This is a genomic window from Moraxella caprae DSM 19149, from assembly GCF_000426885.1.
Taxonomy (GTDB): domain Bacteria; phylum Pseudomonadota; class Gammaproteobacteria; order Pseudomonadales; family Moraxellaceae; genus Moraxella; species Moraxella caprae.
The window spans coordinates 1-21,262 of record NZ_AUGF01000036.1; the positions used below are offsets into that span (position 1 = coordinate 1).

At 42.5% G+C, this 21,262-nt stretch carries 22 protein-coding genes and 1 other annotated feature; of the genes, 13 read left to right on the forward strand and 9 right to left on the reverse strand.

Features of this window, described 5'->3' with window-relative positions:
- Positions 1-258 (forward strand): transposase family protein (locus K941_RS0109380; RefSeq protein ID WP_029103163.1); only part of this gene is annotated, 258 nt, incomplete at its 5' end.
- A gap of 413 nt (positions 259-671) precedes the next feature.
- Here the strand turns inward: K941_RS0109380 and K941_RS18000 are convergent.
- The 8 genes from K941_RS18000 to sdhC all read right to left on the reverse strand — a co-directional run bounded on the left by K941_RS18000 (position 672) and on the right by sdhC (position 8,684).
- Complete coding sequence (locus tag K941_RS18000) at positions 672-2,393, reverse strand: calcium-binding protein (RefSeq protein WP_029103415.1); 1,722 nt, start codon at positions 2,391-2,393, stop codon at positions 672-674.
- Positions 2,356-2,646 (reverse strand): hypothetical protein, encoded by a 291-nt coding sequence (locus K941_RS16465; RefSeq protein WP_051226000.1) that lies wholly within the window; start codon positions 2,644-2,646, stop codon positions 2,356-2,358. The genes K941_RS18000 and K941_RS16465 overlap by 38 nt, the downstream gene beginning before the upstream one ends.
- Positions 2,634-4,319, reverse strand: a complete 1,686-nt coding sequence (locus K941_RS16470) for a hypothetical protein (RefSeq protein WP_051226001.1) — start codon at positions 4,317-4,319, stop codon at positions 2,634-2,636. Before K941_RS16470 ends, K941_RS16465 begins: the two co-directional genes overlap by 13 nt.
- Positions 4,316-4,846 carry a hypothetical protein gene (locus K941_RS0109395; RefSeq protein ID WP_029103416.1) on the reverse strand — a complete coding sequence of 177 codons (531 nt, stop codon included), beginning with the start codon at positions 4,844-4,846 and terminating at the stop codon, positions 4,316-4,318. Before K941_RS0109395 ends, K941_RS16470 begins: the two co-directional genes overlap by 4 nt.
- A 360-nt stretch (positions 4,847-5,206) precedes the next feature.
- Complete coding sequence (locus K941_RS0109405; RefSeq protein WP_029103417.1) at positions 5,207-5,917, reverse strand: succinate dehydrogenase iron-sulfur subunit; 711 nt, start codon at positions 5,915-5,917, stop codon at positions 5,207-5,209.
- A gap of 135 nt (positions 5,918-6,052) precedes the next feature.
- Positions 6,053-7,906, reverse strand: coding sequence for a succinate dehydrogenase flavoprotein subunit (sdhA, locus tag K941_RS0109410; RefSeq protein ID WP_029103418.1), 1,854 nt, complete (start codon positions 7,904-7,906; stop codon positions 6,053-6,055).
- 41 nt (positions 7,907-7,947) lie between these two features.
- A complete protein-coding gene (gene sdhD / locus K941_RS0109415; RefSeq protein WP_029103419.1) occupies positions 7,948-8,304 on the reverse strand; it encodes a succinate dehydrogenase, hydrophobic membrane anchor protein in 357 nt (118 codons plus the stop codon).
- The gene (gene sdhC, locus K941_RS0109420; protein ID WP_029103420.1) at positions 8,304-8,684 is read right to left on the reverse strand and encodes a succinate dehydrogenase, cytochrome b556 subunit; all 381 of its coding nucleotides are present in this window, start codon (positions 8,682-8,684) and stop codon (positions 8,304-8,306) included. Before sdhC ends, sdhD begins: the two co-directional genes overlap by 1 nt.
- An 899-nt stretch (positions 8,685-9,583) precedes the next feature.
- On the opposite strand from sdhC, the gene K941_RS0109430 reads away from it, so the two are divergent.
- The 12 genes from K941_RS0109430 to fabF all read left to right on the forward strand — a co-directional run bounded on the left by K941_RS0109430 (position 9,584) and on the right by fabF (position 20,887).
- The gene (locus K941_RS0109430) at positions 9,584-9,763 is read left to right on the forward strand and encodes a hypothetical protein (RefSeq protein WP_029103421.1); all 180 of its coding nucleotides are present in this window, start codon (positions 9,584-9,586) and stop codon (positions 9,761-9,763) included.
- 15 nt (positions 9,764-9,778) lie between these two features.
- Positions 9,779-11,056, forward strand: a complete 1,278-nt coding sequence (gltA, locus tag K941_RS0109435; protein WP_029103422.1) for a citrate synthase — start codon at positions 9,779-9,781, stop codon at positions 11,054-11,056.
- 426 nt (positions 11,057-11,482) lie between these two features.
- Positions 11,483-11,605: a sequence feature (His leader region), on the forward strand.
- 22 nt (positions 11,606-11,627) lie between these two features.
- A complete protein-coding gene (gene hisG / locus K941_RS0109445) occupies positions 11,628-12,518 on the forward strand; it encodes an ATP phosphoribosyltransferase (RefSeq protein WP_036388053.1) in 891 nt (296 codons plus the stop codon).
- Between the two features lie 138 nt (positions 12,519-12,656).
- On the forward strand, positions 12,657-13,943 hold the full coding sequence (gene hisD / locus K941_RS0109450; protein WP_029103425.1) for a histidinol dehydrogenase: 1,287 nt from the start codon (positions 12,657-12,659) through the stop codon (positions 13,941-13,943).
- Positions 13,944-14,068: 125 nt separating this feature from the next.
- Positions 14,069-15,124 (forward strand): histidinol-phosphate transaminase, encoded by a 1,056-nt coding sequence (gene hisC / locus K941_RS0109455; RefSeq protein WP_029103426.1) that lies wholly within the window; start codon positions 14,069-14,071, stop codon positions 15,122-15,124.
- A gap of 71 nt (positions 15,125-15,195) precedes the next feature.
- The gene (gene hisB / locus K941_RS0109460; RefSeq protein ID WP_029103427.1) at positions 15,196-16,284 is read left to right on the forward strand and encodes a bifunctional histidinol-phosphatase/imidazoleglycerol-phosphate dehydratase HisB; all 1,089 of its coding nucleotides are present in this window, start codon (positions 15,196-15,198) and stop codon (positions 16,282-16,284) included.
- Positions 16,285-16,446: 162 nt separating this feature from the next.
- Positions 16,447-17,049: an imidazole glycerol phosphate synthase subunit HisH gene (gene hisH / locus K941_RS17775; RefSeq protein WP_029103428.1), complete on the forward strand. Its 603-nt coding sequence runs from the start codon at positions 16,447-16,449 to the stop codon at positions 17,047-17,049.
- Positions 17,050-17,778: a 1-(5-phosphoribosyl)-5-[(5-phosphoribosylamino)methylideneamino]imidazole-4-carboxamide isomerase gene (hisA, locus tag K941_RS0109470; RefSeq protein ID WP_029103429.1), complete on the forward strand. Its 729-nt coding sequence runs from the start codon at positions 17,050-17,052 to the stop codon at positions 17,776-17,778.
- The gene (gene hisF, locus K941_RS0109475) at positions 17,772-18,563 is read left to right on the forward strand and encodes an imidazole glycerol phosphate synthase subunit HisF (protein ID WP_029103430.1); all 792 of its coding nucleotides are present in this window, start codon (positions 17,772-17,774) and stop codon (positions 18,561-18,563) included. Before hisA ends, hisF begins: the two co-directional genes overlap by 7 nt.
- Before the next feature lie 97 nt (positions 18,564-18,660).
- The gene (locus tag K941_RS18005) at positions 18,661-18,795 is read left to right on the forward strand and encodes a hypothetical protein (RefSeq protein ID WP_265596824.1); all 135 of its coding nucleotides are present in this window, start codon (positions 18,661-18,663) and stop codon (positions 18,793-18,795) included.
- A gap of 9 nt (positions 18,796-18,804) precedes the next feature.
- Positions 18,805-19,269 (forward strand): bifunctional phosphoribosyl-AMP cyclohydrolase/phosphoribosyl-ATP diphosphatase HisIE, encoded by a 465-nt coding sequence (gene hisIE, locus K941_RS15420; RefSeq protein ID WP_208854372.1) that lies wholly within the window; start codon positions 18,805-18,807, stop codon positions 19,267-19,269.
- A 304-nt stretch (positions 19,270-19,573) separates the two neighbouring features.
- Positions 19,574-20,887 (forward strand): beta-ketoacyl-ACP synthase II, encoded by a 1,314-nt coding sequence (fabF, locus tag K941_RS0109485; RefSeq protein WP_029103431.1) that lies wholly within the window; start codon positions 19,574-19,576, stop codon positions 20,885-20,887.
- A gap of 111 nt (positions 20,888-20,998) precedes the next feature.
- Here the strand turns inward: fabF and K941_RS16855 are convergent.
- On the reverse strand, positions 20,999-21,262 hold a 264-nt coding region (locus tag K941_RS16855), incomplete at its 5' end, for an IS1 family transposase (RefSeq protein ID WP_167539599.1).

A 21,262-nucleotide genomic window follows, 5' to 3' on the forward strand; every position in this document is an offset into this window, starting at 1 on the left:
AAGTTTATCCTAGCAGACAGTGGTTATCAAGGCATACAGCATTTATACAAGCAAGCCTTTACGCCACTAAAACAAACTAAGAAATATCCACTTGTACAAGAAGCCAAAGATTATAACGCATTATTGTCTAAAACACGGGTGAGAGTAGAACATATCTTTGCCAAGTTTAAGGCCTTTAAAATGTTCTCAACCACCTATCGTAAATCATTGGCAAGATTTGAACTTAGGGTAAAGCTCGTGTTTGGGTGGATTGGGTAGTTTTGCAGGATGTCTATTCTAGAATCAGCGATATGGTACCACTGCCATTTTCCAAACCGAAAAGTGCACATCAAAATACGGTACACCCAATGCCTATTATGCCAAAGTACCTGTATTCTTCTATCTTGCTGATAACCCAAAACTAGCAAGTATCACCCTAACCCTTTATCAGACATAAAAAGGGATGCAAGCAAAAAAAATCACACCCTACTCCGACAAAGCCAACTGCACTTTTTAGCCAACAAAAATAACACCAAACTACACCAAACTACCACAAACACTCAATAAAGGCATTGATGAGTTAGTCAAAAATGGCGAGATAAAAACCATTTCTCAAAAATATGGTATGGAATAATTCGCTTTAATCATAAAAAAAATAAGGCATTTGATGATGCCTTATTTTTATGATTACTTTACAAAATCAAACCTTCACCCTGATTGAGTTGGTTCAACACACCATCGATGTTATTTGAATATATATCAGCGATTGCTATTTTTTCAAACATCTCATCCTTACCATCAATATCAATCATCATCGTAATATTTTTGGTACCTGATTTCTCAAAATGAATATAATCACCAAAATTGTCCATGATTGATTTGTCAGCAAAAAGTCCTGTTAGATCAATCTTATCTCCTTGCTTTAGATCAAAATCAGCAATTTTATCAAATCCAATCTGGCTAACATCTACCACCAAACCCACATCCAAAGAGAACACAAAAGTGTCCGCTCCTGCACCTCCTTGCAAATAATCATCGCCAGCACCACCATTTAAGATGTCATCGCCGTTACCGCCATTTAGGGTGTCGTTACCATCTTGACCAAATAGGAGGTCATCGCCAGCACCGCTATTTAGGGTGTCACTGCCATTACCGCCATCTAAAACATCGTTGCCAGCACCTGTCGTAACACGATCATTGCCATCTTGCCCATAGACTTCAGTTTTGCCGCCAGTAGCGTTGAAAACGTCGTTGCCAGCACCCAGATGGGCGATGCTCTGAGATTTCCATTGCGCTATATTATGATTATCGTTATTATCTGTGCCGTGATAGGTGGCAACTTTTGTTGCCATCAGTTCGGCAAGACTGACTGTTTGGTCAGCAAATTCGAAGTTTTCAATATGATAAGAGTCACCGTACTCGAAGTTTTGAATGGTAACACTATTTGAGTCTGATGTTTTAAGGATTAAATCTTGACCTTTTAACAAGACTTGAACTGCAGACAGATTAACATCTGTAAAACGGATGGTGTCTTGATGGCGTTCTTTAGAGACATTTGAATCAGATTCATGAATGATGTCATTACCATAATCACCACTAAAGATGTAAGTGTCATTGCCATTTTTATGACCTGAATTGCTTAAATAATCATCGCCAGCACCACCATTTAAGATGTCATCGCCGTTGCCACCGTCTAGGGTGTCGTTACCATCTTGACCAAATAGGAGGTCAGAATTTTTAGTTCCAGTCAACCGATCATTACCAACACCTGCAAACACAGCACCGCCATTTAAATTATTATCCTGTGCATCGCCCATCTTAATTGGTAATTCTCTATCAATCTTAAAATCAATACCATTTATCCAACCATCCAATTCATGTTTTGGCACGCTAGATACAACATGCTCTATCAAATTAACCAACTTATCTCTGCCAACCATGTTAGGTTGTGTTTGCACTTGAAGATAAGCAAAATACTCCATGATATCGCCAAAGGCAGACATTGCGGTTTGACCACCTACATCTAACCTTGCCTTAAAGTCGCTCACCAGTCGGTTAATGTCCAAACCAAACAGAATATTACCATCTTTGACATCTACCACAATATCTATCAAATCGCCATAACGATTCTGAACAGTTTGCGGATAGAGTCCACTATAAACAGACTTAATGAGTTTATCATAAGTATCATTGATAATTTTGGTTGTTTTTTCAAAGTCTTTGACGTTAGCATAAAACATGTTATCTGTTTTTGTGCTCATGAAACTATCGATAACACCAATTTTATATTTGATTTTATCAAACTCTGCCATGCCCATTGTATCAATTATTGTAGCACCGCCACTGCCTGCAATGCCCACCGCACCTTTTTGGGAACTAGAGCTTCTCATCGACAAGAAAATCGACTTTTTCATAATCTTGATAATCAGGATCGGTTTTTGCCCACGCTTTGAGCAAGCCGTCCATCATTGACAGCTGCTCCTCTTTGCTTTTGGCATTTAGGTAATTGACGATGATATTTCTAAGCTCAGAAGATAGTGTCATTGCCTCGCTTAGATTTCTGACACGCCCAGAGCCTTGTAGATTTGGCAATCTGTCATCTGTATTTTTTACACCATCGAGATGTTTGGTGTACACACCATGAAAGTTAAAATTCACATCGCCCATGACACCTGTGTTTTGCCATCATGTTTCTCATAACTGCCAAGCTGAGTCAGTTTATTGCCTCCTGTCAGGTTTTTGTCCACCTCTTGATAATCAAGGTTTAATGCACCAATGCCAAGCTCATGAAGTCCAAATAACTCCCCAACATCACTCACGCCGTCACTGTCCAAATCACGCCATACTCTAAGCTCATTAAACTTGGCATCATCGGCATTAATCTTGCCATTACCATCGCTGTCTAGGTCGGCAAGTGCCTCATAGCCGTGCTTGGCGGTCTCACCTGTCCTCAAAATCGTGCTGTCACCAAACACCTCTCGCCCATCATTAATAACACCATCGCCATTGCGGTCTAATACAAGGATACCATCATCTTTTTTCACCCAGCCTGTCGCATGAGCAATGCCATCACCGTCATGATCAAACACCGCTTTCTTTAATTTATCATGAGCAATCGTCTCTATGCCATCACCATCTAGGTCTAATGCCAGTGGATCATAGAAATAATGAAACCCTGAGCGGTTGATACCTGTCCATTTGGCAAAGGCTTCGGCGAGGTCATCAGGGAGGTCATCAAAGGGGTTGGGAAGTTTAAAGTCATCAAAAAAGTCTTCGGCTTGCTGTTTCCATTTATTAAAAGCATCTTCGGCGGCTTGTCTATATTTATCAAAAGCATCAGCAAGGTTATCGGAGACTTCTTTGAAAGTCTCGGAGACCTCTTTAGCCAAATCTTTGGCGATTTGCTCAGCCTTTTGAGTAGCTTCCTTAACTGCCTCCTCAGCACTTTTTACACCATCTTTAAGGGCTTGTTCGGCGGTTTTGTAGGCATCTGCGATTTTTTGTTCGGCAGTCTTATAGGCATCAGTGGCTTTTTGGATGGCATTATTAACTTTCTCAGCACCATTTGCCATTGCCTCATTGATGGCTTTATCCATATTGATGGCAGCCTCGCCAACTTTGGGGGCGAGTTTGTCTATGGAATCTCTAAATGCTTTACCAGAGGTGATATCATTAAATGTGTTTTTGGTATTGTTGATACCGTTAGTGATGGCATTGTGGGTATTTATGGCGGTGTTGCCAATTGTGGGGGCTATTTTATCCATAGAGTCTTTGAATAATTCACCAGAGGCAACACTATTAAAGGCATTTTTTGTACTATCAATACCATTACTAACAGCATTATGGGCGTTAATGGCAGTTTCGCCAACATTATTAGCGATTTGGTCTGCCACATCTGATATTTTATTATTAACTCCGTTACCAATATCCCTTAATTTGGTTGCCCCATTTTGACTTTCGTGCATTGCATACGCCGCCCCTCCAATGGTAAACGCCAAAGATAACGCTGGGACTGGTGTAGTAACAACAGCCATAATAGCCAAAGCATCCCCAACAGTCAAACTACCAACATCACCATTATTATCCAAAAGGTTGATACCAACCTGACCTACACTAGCTAAATTACCTAAATATCCATATTTTGCAAAACTGGCTTTCTTTGCCAAATCGCCAAAGTCGCCAAATCCACCTAAGATGGTTACAGCATAACCCATATTCTTGGAATCAGTAGTTATGCCATATGCCTCACCACTTTCTTTATAATTATTGGCACTAATCTCTTGATTAAGTACATTGGCAGTAACACCAAACTTTAACTTAGCGTAATTAAATGCTGTCATTTTGCTTGCTCCTTATCTTTGCTAAAAATTAAATCAATATAGATAAAAAATATGATAAAAATCAAAAATAAATCTACATACCCACTTTTTCTTTCAAAGTGTTTTTTTACTCTATCTATATCACTCTTTGGCGTAGAAACATAGATGATTTCTTGGGTCGTTTGGTTGACAAACTTACCTCTAAGGATAATAACATCATTAATATTATTATTCTTTCTATCTGTAAACGAGACAATACTAACACCATGACCAGTAAAATCATAGCCAAAATTTTTTTTATCAGAGCAAAGGGCATTTTCTGTGCCAACAAACTCGCCACATTTTGCACTATATGCCCTACCATGATTATCCCTGACATAGACTCTTGCAACTTTTTTATTATTAACATTATAAGACAAACCATCAGGGAGGTTTATTGGGATATGTTTAGCACCCTGCACAACATTAGTAATGGGCTTTATAGATAAAATGATGGGTATGGGTAAAAAAACAAAGAAAAATAGGATTTTTCTTTTGATTGCACTCATATTTGCCTCCCTACTGATATATGAAAAATAATTATATAAAAATTATATAAATATTTATAACATCTTTCAAAACCTAATTTTTGGAAAAACCGATGCCAAAAAAATAAATTATCAGTCAAAAAAAATTTAAACCATTGTACATATATTCACCAAATAATGCAAAGGAAATAGGTGTTACTCAGATAAATTTAAAATCGCCCCAATTCATAATCACAAAGTGCGTATGACACACCCACGCTCAAAATGGCGTTTGTGGTACTTTTGTGGTTTGGACATCATTCACAACACAAAAAGCAAACCCAATTTACAATAAAAAAACCGCACTTAAATAAGCACGGTTTTAAAAAGCACCAAACTGATTTAGCCACCAGCGTCTAGAAGCATATTACGGATATGACCGATAGCCTTAGTGGGGTTTAGACCCTTAGGGCAGACAGACACGCAGTTCATGATACCACGACAGCGGAACAAGCTAAATGGGTCATCAAGCCTGGCCAGACGAGCTTGAGTGTCGGTATCACGGCTGTCGATGATAAAGCGGTAGCCGTTAAGTAGGGCTGACGGCCCCAAGAACTTATCTGGGTTCCACCAAAATGACGGACAAGACGTAGAACAGCACGCACACAAGATGCACTCATAAAGTCCGTTCATCTTCTCACGGTCTTCTGGCGACTGCAAACGCTCTTTTGGCGGAGCAGGTTGTGAGTTGATTAAAAATGGATGAACTTTCTCGTACTGGGCGTAGAATTGGTTCATGTCCACCACCAAGTCTTTGATGACTGGCAAACCAGGTAGGGGACGAACGATGATTTTCTCAGGCAAGGTGTTCATGTTGATAAGACACGCCAAGCCATTTTTGCCATTGATGTTCATACCATCCGAGCCACAGATACCCTCACGGCATGAACGGCGGAATGTCAAGGTTTCGTCCATCTTTTTAAGACGCAATAATACGTCAAGCAACATACGGTCGGTATCTAGTAGCTCAATCTCATATGTTTGCATATAAGGGGCTTTGTCTTTGTCTGGGTCGTAGCGATAAATCTCTACAATGCGTTTGCCTCGACTCATGGGTTTCTCCATTGGGAATTTGGGATTTTTAACTGTTTTTGTTAAAAAAGACCTAATTTAAATTTGAAATGACACATTTTGCAAATTCATCTGTATGAGTTGGGCTTTTACACCCAACTTATCAATTTGTCAAAATTAGAACGTACGCACTCGTGGTTCACAGTAGTCCACGGTCAAAGGCTGTTTGCGTACAGGCTTATAAATCACACAGTTATCCTCAGAGTACCATAGCGTATGCTTCATCCACTCATGGTCGTTACGTCCTAGTGGGGCGTAGCTGTCATCTTCTGGCTTTTCATAATCTAGCACGCTGTGAGCCCCACGGCATTCATGACGCAAGGACGCCGATAGCATGGTCGCTTTTGCCACTTCGTAAAGGTTGGCAACTTCGAGTGCCTCAATGCGAGCGGTGTTAAAGACGGCTGATTTGTCTTTTAGGTGGATTTGGGCGACTTTTGGAGCCAGTGCCATGATTTTTTCTACGCCTTCGTCCATAAGTGCCTGCGTACGGAACACGCCAGCGTGAGACTGCATGATGTTGCGAATTTCATCGGCAACTTCTTGGGCGTTGTAGCCTTCGGTAGAGTTTTGTAGCTTGTCAAGACGAGACTGCGTGTAGTCCAGCACTCGTGGGTCAAGTGGCTTATAACTGCGGTCTGATTTGGCAAATTCATCTAGGATATGCTGACCTGCCGCACGACCAAACACCACCAAGTCAAGCAATGAGTTCGTGCCTAGGCGGTTTGCACCGTGTACTGACACGCACGCACATTCGCCAATGGCGTACAAGCCTTTGACCACACGACCTTCGGTATATAGACCTTGTTCGTCCACATGACCGTCAAGCACAGGCACGGTTACTTGACCGTGAATGTTGGTTGGGATACCGCCCATCATGTAGTGAATGGTAGGCACAACAGGCACCGCTTCTTTGGCGATGTCCACGTTAGCAAAGTTATGGCTAATCTCAAACACAGACGGCAAACGCTTCATCAAGGTGTCCAGACCCAAATGCGTCATGTCCATCAAAATATAGTCGCCGTTTGGACCACAGCCACGACCTTCTTTAATCTCTTGGTCCATAGAACGAGAGACGAAATCACGGGGGGCTAAGTCTTTTAGTGTCGGTGCATAACGCTCCATGAACGGCTCGCCATGCTTGTTACGCAAAATCGCACCTTCACCACGACAGCCTTCGGTCAAAAGCACGCCCGCTCCTGCCACGCCTGTGGGGTGAAATTGCCAAAATTCCATGTCTTGTAATGGAATGCCTGCACGCACCGCCATGCCAAGACCGTCCCCTGTGTTGATGTAGGCGTTGGTTGAGGCACGGAAAATACGTCCTGCACCGCCTGTTGCTAGGATTGTGGTCTGAGCTTGGAATACTGAGATGTTGCCTGTTTCTTGGTCAAGGGCAATCACGCCATTGATATTGCCGTCAGCGTCCTTAATAAGGTCAAGGGCAATCCACTCCACAAAAAACTGCGTGCCTTTTTCTAGGTTCTTTTGGTACAGAGTGTGCAAAAGAGCGTGTCCTGTACGGTCGGCTGCCGCACACGCACGGGGAACAGGTTTTGCTCCGTATTCGGCAGAGTGTCCGCCAAACGGACGCTGATAAATCGTGCCGTCTGCATTACGGTCAAACGGCATGCCCATGTGTTCTAGTTCGTACACGACTTTTGGGGCTTCACGGCACATATATTCAATGGCGTCTTGGTCGCCCAGCCAGTCAGAGCCTTTAACGGTGTCATAAAAGTGAAAATGCCAGTTGTCAGGACTCATGTTACCCAATGACGCACCGATACCCCCTTGGGCGGCAACAGTGTGGCTACGGGTTGGGAATACTTTGGTCAAAACGGCAACTTTCATACCGCCTTCAACGAGCTGTAAGGACGCTCTCATGCCTGAACCGCCACCGCCAACGATGACCGCGTCAAAGTTTAGGGTGGGGATATTTTCAATGGGTTTTTCTGGTGCTAATGCCATAATTATTTTTCCTATGAATATTTAAAAAGGACGATTTTGGAAAATTACCAAAAAATCATCACACCCCAAAACAGATACGCCAAAATGGCAACAATGACCACGCCTTGTAGAGCAATACGCAGTCCTGACGATTTGACATAGTCGGTAAATACCGTCCACATACCCACCCATGCGTGAAACACGAGCGACAAAATCGCCACAAGGCTAAATAACTTCATGGGCAAGCTCATCATAAAGCCATGCCATGCTTGATAATCCACTTGATTAAATAGGAAAAATCCTACCAACACCACAGAATAAAGGGCAAGCACCACCGCACTGATACGTTGTAGCACCCAATCACGAGAGCCTGAACCTGTCAGACCTGTGGCACTTTTAATGCCTGAATTGTTTCTTTTCATTAGAACATCACCCACACAAAGGACGCAATAATCAAGACAAATGCGATAACAAAGCTCACAATCGCCGCCGTCTTACCTGATTTGAACTCTTCGTTCATGCCAAGGTCAGCAAGTAAGTGCTTAACTCCCATGACAAAATGGTAAGCGGTCGCCGCCACAAAAATCCACGCCACAAACCTAAGGGCGATATTATTTAGCACCGTCTCAAACCCTTCTGGCGATGACAGTGATGTCTGTAAAATACACAGCATGACAGGCACAAGCAAAAACAACACAATGCCTGATACACGGTGCAAGATAGAAGCCATAGCGATTGGGGACTTTGAGTTCACCGCAATCACTTGGCTTAGGGGTAAGTTAATCGGTCGGTTATCTTTCACGAGCGGGCGTCCTTATCAAAATGAGCCGTACAAAACGAACAAGACGGCAAGGAGAGCTGGCTTTTTGGGTGATTTTTGCCACAATTAAAACACAAAACGGCCTTTCAATTGTAAAATTAAAAACTTAAAATATCGGTTTTGGTTTTATCCGCCAAATCTGATGAGTTACCCTACATAAGTCGGCATGAGCATCATGAATATTATATAGAAAGATATTTTAAATTTTTAAACGCAAAAAATCACACCGTCAGGCTATCTTTAAAAATAAGAAGTCTGAACACAGCGTTAAATCAATGTCGCTTGTGTCACGCAGTGTCAGCGTGCCAAGCAACCATGCAAAAGCCATCAGGCTTAAACACTTCGCTATTTTTACTTTTACAAATCATTAAAAATCTTTAATCTTTTAAAAACCTTGTCCAAACAGCACATTTGAGAGCATTTATCGGTAAAATTTCACAGGCTTTTACCAAACTTTTTGTTAAATTTTTTGTGAAATTATCAAAAAACTTATCACAAAACTTATTACAAAATTTATCAAATGTCGTGTTACCCTATTGACAATGAAATTGATTATCGTTTTTTAAAATGACCTGCCAAGTTAAACAGATAAATTATAAAACGCTTGAACAAATTTTACAAACAAAATTACAACTTTTATGTAACCGACGTCAAATTTTTTGCTAAAATTTTAACCACTTTGACGATAATATTGTTACAAAATATGTCAAAAAATCCGTATGATGGCTAAGGTTTTTACGATTTGGACGGTCGGAACAAGATAAGCTTAGGCAAAAAAGTGAATGAGTGTAAGGGTTTGGAGATTAATTACAATTTTTTAAGGAATTTATCGTGCTAGGGCTTGTAAGTTTGGCAAAGTTTTTGTATCATCATGATACTTGATGGCGATGATGAGCAATATGCCTTTGCTTTGGCAAACGGACGCACGTTGCAAGGAATTCAGCGACCAACAAGACCAAGGACATCATGCTCGGTTACCTGCCAGCATGCAAATTCACAATGCCAAATTAGCCCAAACCAAGCAGGATAAGGCTTTTGGGTCAGGATTTAGGCACCATTAAATTAAGGTTATTATTATGACACAACAAGTGAAATTAGTCGTGGACGGCACGGAATATGAAATGCCAGTCCTAGAATCCACCTTGGGTCGCCCTGTATTGGACGTAAGTGCGGTGGCAAAAGCAGGTCTTTGGACATACGACCCAGGATTCATGGCGACCGCCCCCGTAGAATCCAAAATCACTTATATTGACGGCGACAAAGGCGAGCTTTTGCACCGTGGCTATGCCATTGACGATTTGGCGGACAATGCTGACTACCTAGAAGTCTGCTACGCCCTACTCTATGGCGACTTGCCAAACGCCGAAGAAAAAGACAAATTCTACGCACGCATCACAAGCCACATGGCAGTACATGACCAGTTGCGTAAATTCTTTGAAGGTTTTCGCCGTGATGCCCACCCAATGGCGATTATGCTTGGCGTGGTCGGTGCGTTGTCAGCGTTTTATCACAACCACCTAGACATCTCAGACCCACAACATCGTGATGACACTTGTGTGGACTTGATTGCAAAAGCCCCAACGCTTGCTGCCATGAGCTACAAATACTCAATTGGCGAGCCGTTCATGTATCCACGCAAGGATTTTAGCTACGCCGAAAACTTCCTATATATGATGTTTGCCACCCCTGGCGACAAAGATTACAAGCCAGACCCTGTACTGGTCAAAGCGATGGACAAAATCTTTACCCTACACGCTGACCACGAGCAAAACGCATCAACATCAAGCGTACGTTTGGTAGGCTCAACAGGTGCCAACCCTTATGCCTGTATCGCAGCAGGTATCGCTGCCCTATGGGGGCCATCACACGGTGGTGCCAACGAAGCGGTATTGACCATGCTTGATGAGATTGGCTCTATCGAAAATGTTGCTCCATTCATGGAAAAAGTTAAGACCAAAGAAGCCAAGCTCATGGGCTTTGGACACCGTGTCTATAAGAACTTTGACCCCCGTGTCAAAGTCATGAAAGAGACTTGCGATGAAGTGTTAGGTGCCTTGGGCGTAAATGACCCCAAGCTTGCCCTTGCTATGGAGCTAGAAAAAATCGCACTAAACGACCCCTACTTCATTGAGCGTAAGCTCTATCCAAACGTAGACTTCTACTCTGGCATCATCCTAAAAGCGATTGGCATTCCAACGTCTATGTTCACTGTTATCTTTGCCCTAGCTCGCACGGCAGGCTGGATTGCTCACTGGACAGAAATGCACTCAGAAGCCTTCAAAATCGGTCGTCCACGTCAGCGTTATACTGGCGAGACGCACCGTGCCTTTGTTAAGGTAGAAGACCGCAAATAATCCTGTCTTTTAACAAATGACCATAAAACCCCCAAGCGATTGGGGGATTTATGGTTATGGTTGGGACATGTCAACATTAGGGCATGCTTGTCATTGTTACCGTTTTTATTAAATTATAAGGTATTAGTCTAAAAAGTATGCCAAACTAGGTTTTCCGTTCCCCCTGAGCCTGCCTGCGAGTAGGAAAATCGTTATGAGCAGGCATAGCTCACCACGAATGGCTTTCTTTATAACATACTTTTTGAACCAGAGCCAATTATAAAATAAGGTGAAAATACAAGCATACCCCATCACCAATTTAAAAAGCATCAAACATTTTACAAAAATAACGCTTGCCATTTAGCAAAAAATATCTTATGATAACGCCTATATTAAAAACTTTTTATATCTATTTATCATGAATTACCCCGTTATCGCCACCCGTCATCATCACCATCACTCCTAAGCTTCTTTTGGGCGTGTGGTTTTGCTTGAAAGAAAAAAGACTTTCAAGGCGATGGCACAAAAGACGGTATCAACCCTTGAAAGCAATTTCAAGGGTTTTTTGTTTTTTAATCTTAAAGGAAAAATTATGAATCGTCTAAAAATCGCCATTCAAAAATCAGGCAGATTAAGCACCGATTGCCAAGACTTATTAAAGGCGTGCGGTATCAAATTTCATTACAACAAAGACCGTCTCATCGTCTATGCCAAAAATCAGCCCATTGAACTACTTCGGGTGCGAGACGATGACATTCCCGCCCTTGTGTTTGATGGCGTGGCGGATTTGGGTTTTGTGGGCGAAAATGTGCTGGACGAATGCCAGCTTGACCGCCAAAACAAGGGCGAAACCGCCAGCTTTAACAAACTTAAAGTCTTTGAATTTGGCGAATGCCGTCTGTCGCTTGCCGTGCCAAAAGACTTTGATTACAGGGGGCTTACAAGCCTTGCCAATGCCCGTATTGCCACCAGCTACCCCAATCTTTTAAAAGCCTATATGGACAAAAATGCCGTCCCCTTCAAAAACTGCCTTTTGACAGGCTCGGTAGAAGTCGCCCCCAGTGCAGGCATCGCCCACGCCATTTGCGATTTGGTCTCATCTGGGGCAACCTTAGAAGCCAATGGCTTAAAAGAAGTGGAAGTTATCTACCGCTCAAAGGCTTGCCTAATTGGCAAAAGTGAGCCATTATCCGCCGAAAAACAAGCCCTAGTGGACAAACTTCTAACCCGAATGACAGGTGTTGAGCAAGCCAAAGAAAGCAAATACATTATGCTCCACGCTCCCAAAGACAAGCTCCCTGAGATTGTCAAACTTCTGCCCTGTGCCGAAAATCCGACCATCTTGCCCCTTGCCCAAGATGACGGCAAGGTGGCGGTGCATATCGTCAGCCAAGAAACATTGTTTTGGGAAACGATGGAAAATTTAAAAGCAATGGGGGCAAGTTCTATTTTGGTGTTGCCCATTGAAAAAATGATGATTTAATTCAATAATTTATCATCAATCGCAAGGTGCACATTACGCACCGTTTTGGACAATGATTTTTTAAATGGTGAATACGGTTATTAAAAAAGCACACACCTTACCAATTACACCTAATTAACTGATTTTAAAGAGAAATCTATGCAAACCCTAATCTGGAAAAATCTAAACCAAGCCGAACGCCAAACCGCCCTAACTCGCCCCGCCCAAACGCTTGGCGATGAGATTACCGCCATTGTCGCTGATATTAAAAATCAAGTGGTAAATCAAGGGGATACTGCTCTGTTTGCCCTTGCCGAAAAGTTTGATAAAGTCAAATTGGACAGCCTAAAAATCGCCCCAAGCGAACTTGACAATGCCCAAAACGCCTTATCCGATGACCTAAAATCCGCCATTGACACCGCTTATGCCAACATTCACAAATTTCACACCGCCCAAATCCCCACGCCCATTGACACCCAAACAATGGTGGGCGTTCGCTGTTCTGTCGCCACTCGCCCGATTGAAAAGGTAGGTCTGTATATTCCAGCAGGCTCTGCCCCTTTGTTTTCAACGGTTTTGATGCTTGCCATTCCTGCCAAAATCGCAGGGTGCAAAAAAATCGTCCTTTGCTCGCCCGCCCCGATTTGCGATGAAATCCTATACACCGCCAAACGCTGTGGCGTGGACGAGATTTTCTCGGTGGGCGGAGCTGGGGCGATTTGTGCAATGGCGTACGGCACGGACAGCATTCCCAAAGTGGACAAAATCTTTGGGCCGGGCAACGCCTTTGTTACCGAAGCCAAACGCCAAGTGCTAATGACAGGCACCGCCATTGATATGCCCGCAGGCCCATCGGAAGTGCTTGTAATTGCGGATAATTTTGCCAATCCTAGCTTTGTGGCAAGCGATTTACTCTCGCAAGCCGAACACGGGGCGGACAGCCAAGTGATTTTACTGACCGACAGCCACGTCTTAGCCGATAAGGTGCTGGGCGAGATTGAGAGCCAATTACAAACGCTCCCCCGAGCCGACACCGCACGCCTTGCCCTTGCCAAAAGCCGTATCATCATCGCTGATAATTTGACAGAATGTGTCGCAATTTCAAATACTTACGCCCCTGAGCATCTCATTATCAATACCGACAATCCCCGTCAATATCTGGACGACATCGCCCATGCAGGCTCGGTGTTTTTGGGAGCGTACACGCCTGAGAGTATGGGCGACTACGCCAGTGGCACCAACCACACCCTGCCGACTTATGGCTACGCCCGCACCCAGTCATCGCTTGGTTTGGCGGACTTTTATAAACGAATGACCGTGCAAGAATTGTCCGTGGACGGTTTTAAAAATTTGGCGAATACAGTCATTCAAATGGCAAGTGCCGAACAATTAGACGCTCATAAATTGGCAGTAACGGTCAGACTGGACGAATTACAAGGAAAATAAAATGCGATTGTAAGGTGCGTATAACGCACCGTTTAAACAAAAATACTTTAATGGTGCTTGGTACGCACCTTACGGTTTATCCTATTTCTAAATACCAAAATATAGAATAGCCATAGGAAAATACAATGCAAAAGTTAATTAAAAAAAGCGTACAAACCCTAACGCCTTATCAATCCGCCCGTAAAATTGGCGGTAATGGCACAATTTGGTTAAATGCCAATGAATGCCCACTTTCGCCCAATGAGTTATTAAATCATTTAAACCTAGATAATCTAAATCGTTATCCTGAACCGCAACCGCAAAGCGTAATAACTGCCTATGCCAATTATGCAAAGGTGAATGCCAATCAAATTTTAATCACTCGGGGTGGCGATGAAGGCATTGAGCTGATTATCCGTGCCTTTTGTGAAAATGATGAGTGCGTTTTATATTGTCCGCCCACTTATGGAATGTATAAGGTCAGCTCCGATACGCTTAATATCAACACCAAAACCGTGCCTTTAACGGCTGAGTTTCAATTAAATTTAGCTGAAATTGAAAAGAATTTGGATAAATTCAAAGTAATTTTTGTGTGTAGCCCCAATAATCCCACGGGCAATTTATTAAACAAAGATGATATTATCCAATTACTTGATATGACCAAAAACAAAGCGGTTGTGGTGGTTGATGAAGCCTATATTGATTTTTGTGTGGATAACAGTATTGTAGATGAATTAAATCATTTTGATAATTTAATCATCATTCGCACGCTTTCAAAAGCCTTTGCCTTAGCAAGCATTCGCTGTGGTTTTATTTTGGCAAATGAATGGATTATCCAAAGTTTACAAAAAATCATCGCCCCTTATCCCATTCCCACGCCTTGTGCTTTAATTGCCGAGAGTGCTTTATCAGATACTGGCATTCAAGCAATGCAAGATAAAGTAACGATAACGCTTGATAATAAAACTTGGCTGGAAAATGAATTATCAAACTTAGAAATTGTGCAAAACATTTACCCAAGTGTTGCCAATTTTATTTTGGTAGAATTTAAAGACGGTCAAGCGGTGTTTGACACACTTTGGGAACAAGGCATTATTGCCAGAAACCAACACACCGCCTTAAATTTGGCAAATTGTATTCGTATTAGCATTGGTACGGATAAGGAAAATTTGGCGTTAATTAATGCGTTAAAGAAATTTTAATTTTTGCACTCGTAAGGTGCGTATTACGCACCTTACGCTTAAACCCAAGTTATTTTTTAAAGGAGCAACAAATGAAACCTACCCTATTTATTGACCGAGACGGCACTTTGATTGACGAACCCAAAACCGATTTTCAAATTGACAGTTTGGAAAAATTAAAATTAGAAAAAGGTGTAATTCCCGCCCTATTGGCATTACAAAAAAAATACCGATTTGTGATGGTGTCCAATCAAGATGGACTTGGGACAGACAGTTTCCCCCAAGAAAATTTTGATAAACCACACAATAAAATGCTGGATATTTTTACATCACAAGGCATTGTCTTTGATGATATTTTGATTTGTCCGCATTTTAAAGACGATGATTGCGACTGCCGAAAGCCAAAAACCAAACTATTACAATCTTATATTGATAATAATTTATTTGATAAAGAGAGTAGCTTTGTGATTGGCGATAGAGATACCGACATTGAGCTTGCCGATAATTTGGGTATTGTTGGACTTAAATACAATCCTAATGATTTAAATTGGAATTTAATTAGCGAAAAGTTATTGGGACAAGCCGTTACCAATATTGGCGAGCGAGAAAAACGCTATGGCGAAGTGATTAGAACCACCAAAGAAACCGACATTAAAGTGCAAGTCTGGCTTGATGAGACAGGCGTGAATGACATTAAAACAGGCATTGGCTTTTTTGACCATATGCTAGACCAAATTGCCACGCATGGTGGATTTAAAGTCGCCATTAACTGCAAAGGCGATTTGTGGATTGATGAACATCATTCGGTAGAAGATACCGCCATTGCCTTTGGGCAGGCATTAAAACAAGCGATTGGCGATAAAAAAGGCATTGCCCGTTTTGGTTTTGTTTTGCCAATGGACGAATGCCGTGCCGAATGCACGATGGATTTGTCGGGCAGACCGTTTTTAAAATTTAAAGGCAAATTTAGCCGAGACAAAGTGGGCGATTTTAGCACCGAATTGACCGAACACTTTTTTTATTCATTGGCGGTGGCAATGGGGGCAACTTTGCATTTAAAAGCCAAAGGCGACAATGACCACCACAAAATAGAAAGCCTATTTAAAGTATTTGGCAGAACACTCAGACAATGTATTAGAATTGAAGGTAATGAATTGCCGAGTAGTAAAGGGGTTTTGTGATTTTTAAATTGTTTATTGATTATTTTTTGAGTGGATTTGTAGGGGCGTGTTGCACACGCCCAGTTATCAGAATATTATTTTCAGGGCGTGCCAAGCTAAGCCCCTACACACCAAAAAATTAAAATAAATGAATGATATGATTTTAATTAAACAGGATAAAAAATGAAACTTGTAATTATAGATACGGGCTGTGCTAATTTAACTTCGGTTAAATTCGCCTTTGAACGCTTAGATATTACCCCGATTATTTCGGACGATAAAGAAGTCATCTTATCTGCCGATAAAGTGGTATTACCGGGGGTAGGGACAGCCGAATTTGCAATGAATGAACTTGCCAAAAAAAGCTTAATTGACACCATTAGACAAATCAAAGTACCCACGCTTGGCATTTGTTTGGGAATGCAATTATTGGGCGAGTATTCTCTTGAGGGGCAAACTGCCAAAATTGATACCTTAAATTTAATTGGCAATGCTACACATAAGCTAGAAGTGGGCGAATTACCCTTACCACATATGGGCTGGAATAAACTGTATTTTGATGAGATAAACCATCCTTTGTTTAAAGACATTAACAATGGCGATTTTGTTTATTTTGTTCATAGTTATGCAATGGGTGTCAATGAATTTACCCTTGCCACAAGCCATTATGGGCAAGCATTTAGTGCCATTGTGAATAAAGACAATTTTTTTGGAATGCAATTTCACCCAGAGAAATCTGGTAAAGTGGGTTTGCAATTATTAAAAAACTTTGTGGAGAATGTATAAATGAGCTTAATTATTCCTGCCCTTGATTTAATAGATGGGCAAATTGTGCGTTTACATCAAGGCGATTATGCCAAACAAACGAGTTATGACTTTGACCCGATTAAAAAATTCCAAGAATATATTAACAATGGGGCAACTTATTTGCACCTTGTGGATTTAACAGGGGCAAAAGACCCAAACAAACGCCAAATTGATTTGATTGGACAAATCATTAAACAAACGAGTGCCGACATTCAAGTCGGGGGCGGTATTAGAACTGAGAGCGAAATTAAAGCTTTATTTGACATTGGAGCAAGACGGGTGGTAATTGGTTCATTGGCAATTAAAGAAAAGGCTCTGGTTAAATCGTGGTTTAATACTTATGGAGCGGATAAATTTGTCCTTGCCCTTGATGTCAATGTCATTGACAATAACCCCTATATTGCCATTAGCGGTTGGCAAGAAAATAGCGGGGTATTGCTTGATGATATTATCAATGAATATTTGGAAGTAGGCTTAATTCATATTCTTTGTACCGACATTAGTAAAGATGGGACATTAACGGGTTCTAATGTTGCCCTATATCAAGACTTAATAAAAAAATACCCCACTTTAAAAATCCAATCATCGGGTGGTATTGGCAATCTTGATGATATTAAAGCGATTAAAAATACAGGCGTGAGTGGTATTATTGTCGGGCGAGCATTATTAGAAGGGAAAGTTTATTTAAAGGAAGCAATAAAATGTTAAAACAAAAAAATGAATTAGCCAAACGTATTATTCCTTGTCTTGATGTCAAAAACGGGCAAGTGGTCAAGGGCGTGCAATTTAAAAATCACGAGATTGTTGGCGACATTGTGCCACTTGCCAAGTTTTATAGCGATGAAGGGGCGGACGAACTGGTTTTTTATGACATTTCGGCATCGTCAGACGGACGGACGGTGGACAAGGCGTGGGTGCGTGAAGTGGCACGGGTCATTGACATTCCCTTTTGTGTGGCGGGGGGCATTCGCACCCTTGCCGATGCCGAAATGATTTTTGAGTATGGGGCGGACAAGATTTCGGTCAATTCGCCCGCCCTTGAAAATCCAAGTCTGGTTACCGAGCTTGCCAAACGCTTTGGCGTGCAGGCGGTGGTGGTCGGGATTGACAGTTGGCACGATGAAAGCACGGGGATTTATTGGGTAACCCAATATACGGGCGATGAAAAAAAGACCAAAAAAACCGAATGGCAGGTGGCGGACTGGGTGCGTGAGGTGCAAAATTTGGGGGCGGGCGAGATTGTGCTAAATGTGATGAACCAAGATGGCGTAAAGGCTGGCTACGATGTGGCACAGCTTGCCAAAGTGCGTGAAATTTGTGCTGTGCCACTGATTGCGTCAGGCGGGGCAGGGGCAATGAGCCATTTTTATGATGTATTTGTGCAAGCCAATGTGGACGGGGCGTTAGCGGCGAGTGTGTTTCATAAGGGGCTAATTGGCATTGGGGAATTAAAGGCGTATTTAAAAGATATGGGGGTGGGGGTTAGATTATAATTTTAATAAAATCAATAAGATAACCGTAAGGTGCGTACCACGCACCGCCTTTACATAACCAATAATGATACCAAAATACAGTTAAAGAGAGTAAAAAATGCTAAACATTCAACAAATAGACTGGGCAAAAGTGGACAATCTTTTACCCGTTGTTATCCAAGATTATCGCACCGCCCAAGTCTTAATGCTGGGCTATACGAATCCAGAATCATTGAAAAAAAACGATAAATGATGGCGTGGTGTGCTTTTTTCTCGCACCAAAAATCGGCTGTGGGTCAAGGGCGAAACTTCGGGCAATTTTTTAAAAGTCGTGGAAATGGGCTTGGACTGTGACAACGACAGTTTACTAATCTTGGTCAATCCTGTGGGGGTGACCTGCCACACGGGGGTGGTGAGCTGTTTTGACAAATCGGATATGCCAGATTTGGTGTTTTTGGCAAATTTAGAAAAACTTATCAATGAGCGAAAAACTACCGACTCAAACTCATCCCACACCACCCAATTATTTGCCACAGACACCAAACGCATTGCCCAAAAAGTAGGCGAAGAAGGGGTGGAAACCGCCCTTGCTGCCACCGTGCAAGACAAAGACGAGACGGTATCAGAAGCGTCCGATTTGGTGTATCATTTGACGGTACTACTACAAGCGTCCGACTTGGCGTGGGCGGACGTGCTTGACAAATTAAAAGAACGTCATGGCAAATAATTTGAAAATTATACAAATGTAAACTTTAAATTTTGTAAAAACGTGCTAGAATAGGGCGTGTTGAACATTGCATTTTTATAAAATAAGATGAAAATTTAACGCTTTTATCAATTTTTGCATGAAAAATGGCTAAATCTTGTGGCTCGAAGGCGAAAACTTGTCTGATAGAATGACTATCAGCCTCAAGTTTTTTCCTTGAAAAACGTGCGATTCCCCTGCTTTTTTAAACAGGCATTTTTCATTGCAAATACCAATATTCAACACGCCCTAAGCCAATTTGTAACAAAATTTTTGGGAAAATACCATGACTTCATTAACACGCCCTGCCAAAGCCCCGCACCACACATGCCCTGACCACGAACGGGTGGTCATCACAGGCATGGGGGCGATTACCCCTGTGGGCAATGATTTGGACACCATTTGGGCAAACTTGACAAACGGCGTGAGCGGTATTCGTGCCGTACCTGATTTTGACGGCTTGGAGATGAGTGAGTTTCGCTCAAAGATTGCAGGGCTGGTTAAGGATTTTAATGCCGAAGAGTTTTTGAACCCCAAAGAGATTCGCCGTTTTGATGAGTTTGTGCACTACGCCCAAGTTGCGTCCGCCCAAGCCTTGTATCACGCTGGACTGATAGATAGCATTAAGGGCGAAAGTTTGCCTGTTAATGTGGACAGCGAGAGATTTGGTGTGGCGATGGGGTCAGGGATTGGTGGCATACAAACCCTTGAAAATAGCCGAGATACCCTGCGTGATAACGGGGCAAAAAAAGTCTCACCTTTTATCATCCCAGGCTCCATCGTCAATATGCCCGCAGGACTCATCGCCATTCGCCACAACCTAAAAGGGGCAAACCTTGCCACGTCCACCGCTTGCACCACATCCACGCACGCCATCGGGCTTGGGGCAAGGCTCATCGCCTATGGCGATTTGGATGCGGTGTTGGTGGGCGGTAGCGAAAAGGCAAGCACACCGCTTGGACTGTCAGGCTTTGGGGCAATGCACGCCCTATCCACTCGCAACGATGAACCCACCCGAGCGTCTCGCCCCTTTGATAAGGACAGAGATGGCTTTGTGCTTGGGGACGGAGCAGGGGCGTTGGTGCTAGAAAGTCTTGCCCATGCCAAGGCTCGTGGGGCAACGATTTTGGCAGAAGTGGCGGGTTTTGGTATGAGCGATGATGCAAGCCACATCACCGCCCCACCGACAGACGGCAATGGGGCAAAACGTGCGATGATAAATGCCCTAGCAGACGGCGGCATCAGTGCCGACAAAGTCGGCTATATCAATGCCCACGGCACGTCCACCCCCGCAGGGGACGTGGCAGAAAGCAGTGCGATTGAAAGCCTATTTGGTAAAAACATTCTGGTGAGTTCCACCAAATCCATGACAGGGCATTTGCTCGGGGCGGCAGGAGCGATAGAAGCCATCTTTACCGTGCTTGCCTTACAGCACCAAACCCTACCCCCCACCATCAACCTAGACAACCCAGACCCTGCCTGTACGCTTGACTACATTCCCCATACCGCAAGGGCGGTAAGTGGTGTGAACTATGCCATTTCGAACAGCTTTGGCTTTGGCGGGACGAATGCTAGTTTGGTGTTTAGGCGTTGGGCGTAATAAAAATCCAAAAGCCCTGTCTTAGAACAGGGCTTTTTATAGATAGACTTGGCAGAATTATTTCACTTTAACCAATTTGCCTTGATTATTTGATTTTAGGGCATTGTTAAACTAAAATACATAATTCAAAGTTCCATTCCACTTAGCAAACAGTAAGTTCAAAGTGTTTTCTATCATTTTCTCGGATTTAGAGTAACATTTTGATTTTCTTCTAAATCTTGCTGTGAAATGCCTAATGAGACTATTATAGCCCTCTATGGTAAAAGTTTGAGCTTTGCTTGTCATATGTTTTGATTTTGGAATGACTTCAAGGTAAGATTTCCAGTAGTCACTACAAAACAGTTGAATGTTATGGATATTCAATTGATTGTAAAG

Excerpts from the sequence above, each read along its gene's own strand:
- K941_RS18000 (WP_029103415.1), bottom strand. The coding sequence starts at position 2,393 with ATGAAAAAGTCGATTTTCTTGTCGATGAGAAGCTCTAGTTCCCAAAAA.
- K941_RS16465 (WP_051226000.1), bottom strand. The coding sequence starts at position 2,646 with ATGGGCGATGTGAATTTTAACTTTCATGGTGTGTACACCAAACATCTC.
- K941_RS16470 (WP_051226001.1), bottom strand. The coding sequence starts at position 4,319 with ATGACAGCATTTAATTACGCTAAGTTAAAGTTTGGTGTTACTGCCAAT.
- K941_RS0109395 (WP_029103416.1), bottom strand. The coding sequence starts at position 4,846 with ATGAGTGCAATCAAAAGAAAAATCCTATTTTTCTTTGTTTTTTTACCC.
- K941_RS0109405 (WP_029103417.1), bottom strand. The coding sequence starts at position 5,917 with ATGAGTCGAGGCAAACGCATTGTAGAGATTTATCGCTACGACCCAGAC.
- sdhD (WP_029103419.1), bottom strand. The coding sequence starts at position 8,304 with ATGAAAAGAAACAATTCAGGCATTAAAAGTGCCACAGGTCTGACAGGT.
- K941_RS0109430 (WP_029103421.1), top strand. The coding sequence starts at position 9,584 with ATGGCGATGATGAGCAATATGCCTTTGCTTTGGCAAACGGACGCACGT.
- gltA (WP_029103422.1), top strand. The coding sequence starts at position 9,779 with ATGACACAACAAGTGAAATTAGTCGTGGACGGCACGGAATATGAAATG.
- hisG (WP_036388053.1), top strand. The coding sequence starts at position 11,628 with ATGAATCGTCTAAAAATCGCCATTCAAAAATCAGGCAGATTAAGCACC.
- hisD (WP_029103425.1), top strand. The coding sequence starts at position 12,657 with ATGCAAACCCTAATCTGGAAAAATCTAAACCAAGCCGAACGCCAAACC.
- hisC (WP_029103426.1), top strand. The coding sequence starts at position 14,069 with ATGCAAAAGTTAATTAAAAAAAGCGTACAAACCCTAACGCCTTATCAA.
- hisB (WP_029103427.1), top strand. The coding sequence starts at position 15,196 with ATGAAACCTACCCTATTTATTGACCGAGACGGCACTTTGATTGACGAA.
- hisH (WP_029103428.1), top strand. The coding sequence starts at position 16,447 with ATGAAACTTGTAATTATAGATACGGGCTGTGCTAATTTAACTTCGGTT.
- hisA (WP_029103429.1), top strand. The coding sequence starts at position 17,050 with ATGAGCTTAATTATTCCTGCCCTTGATTTAATAGATGGGCAAATTGTG.
- hisF (WP_029103430.1), top strand. The coding sequence starts at position 17,772 with ATGTTAAAACAAAAAAATGAATTAGCCAAACGTATTATTCCTTGTCTT.
- K941_RS18005 (WP_265596824.1), top strand. The coding sequence starts at position 18,661 with ATGCTAAACATTCAACAAATAGACTGGGCAAAAGTGGACAATCTTTTA.
- fabF (WP_029103431.1), top strand. The coding sequence starts at position 19,574 with ATGACTTCATTAACACGCCCTGCCAAAGCCCCGCACCACACATGCCCT.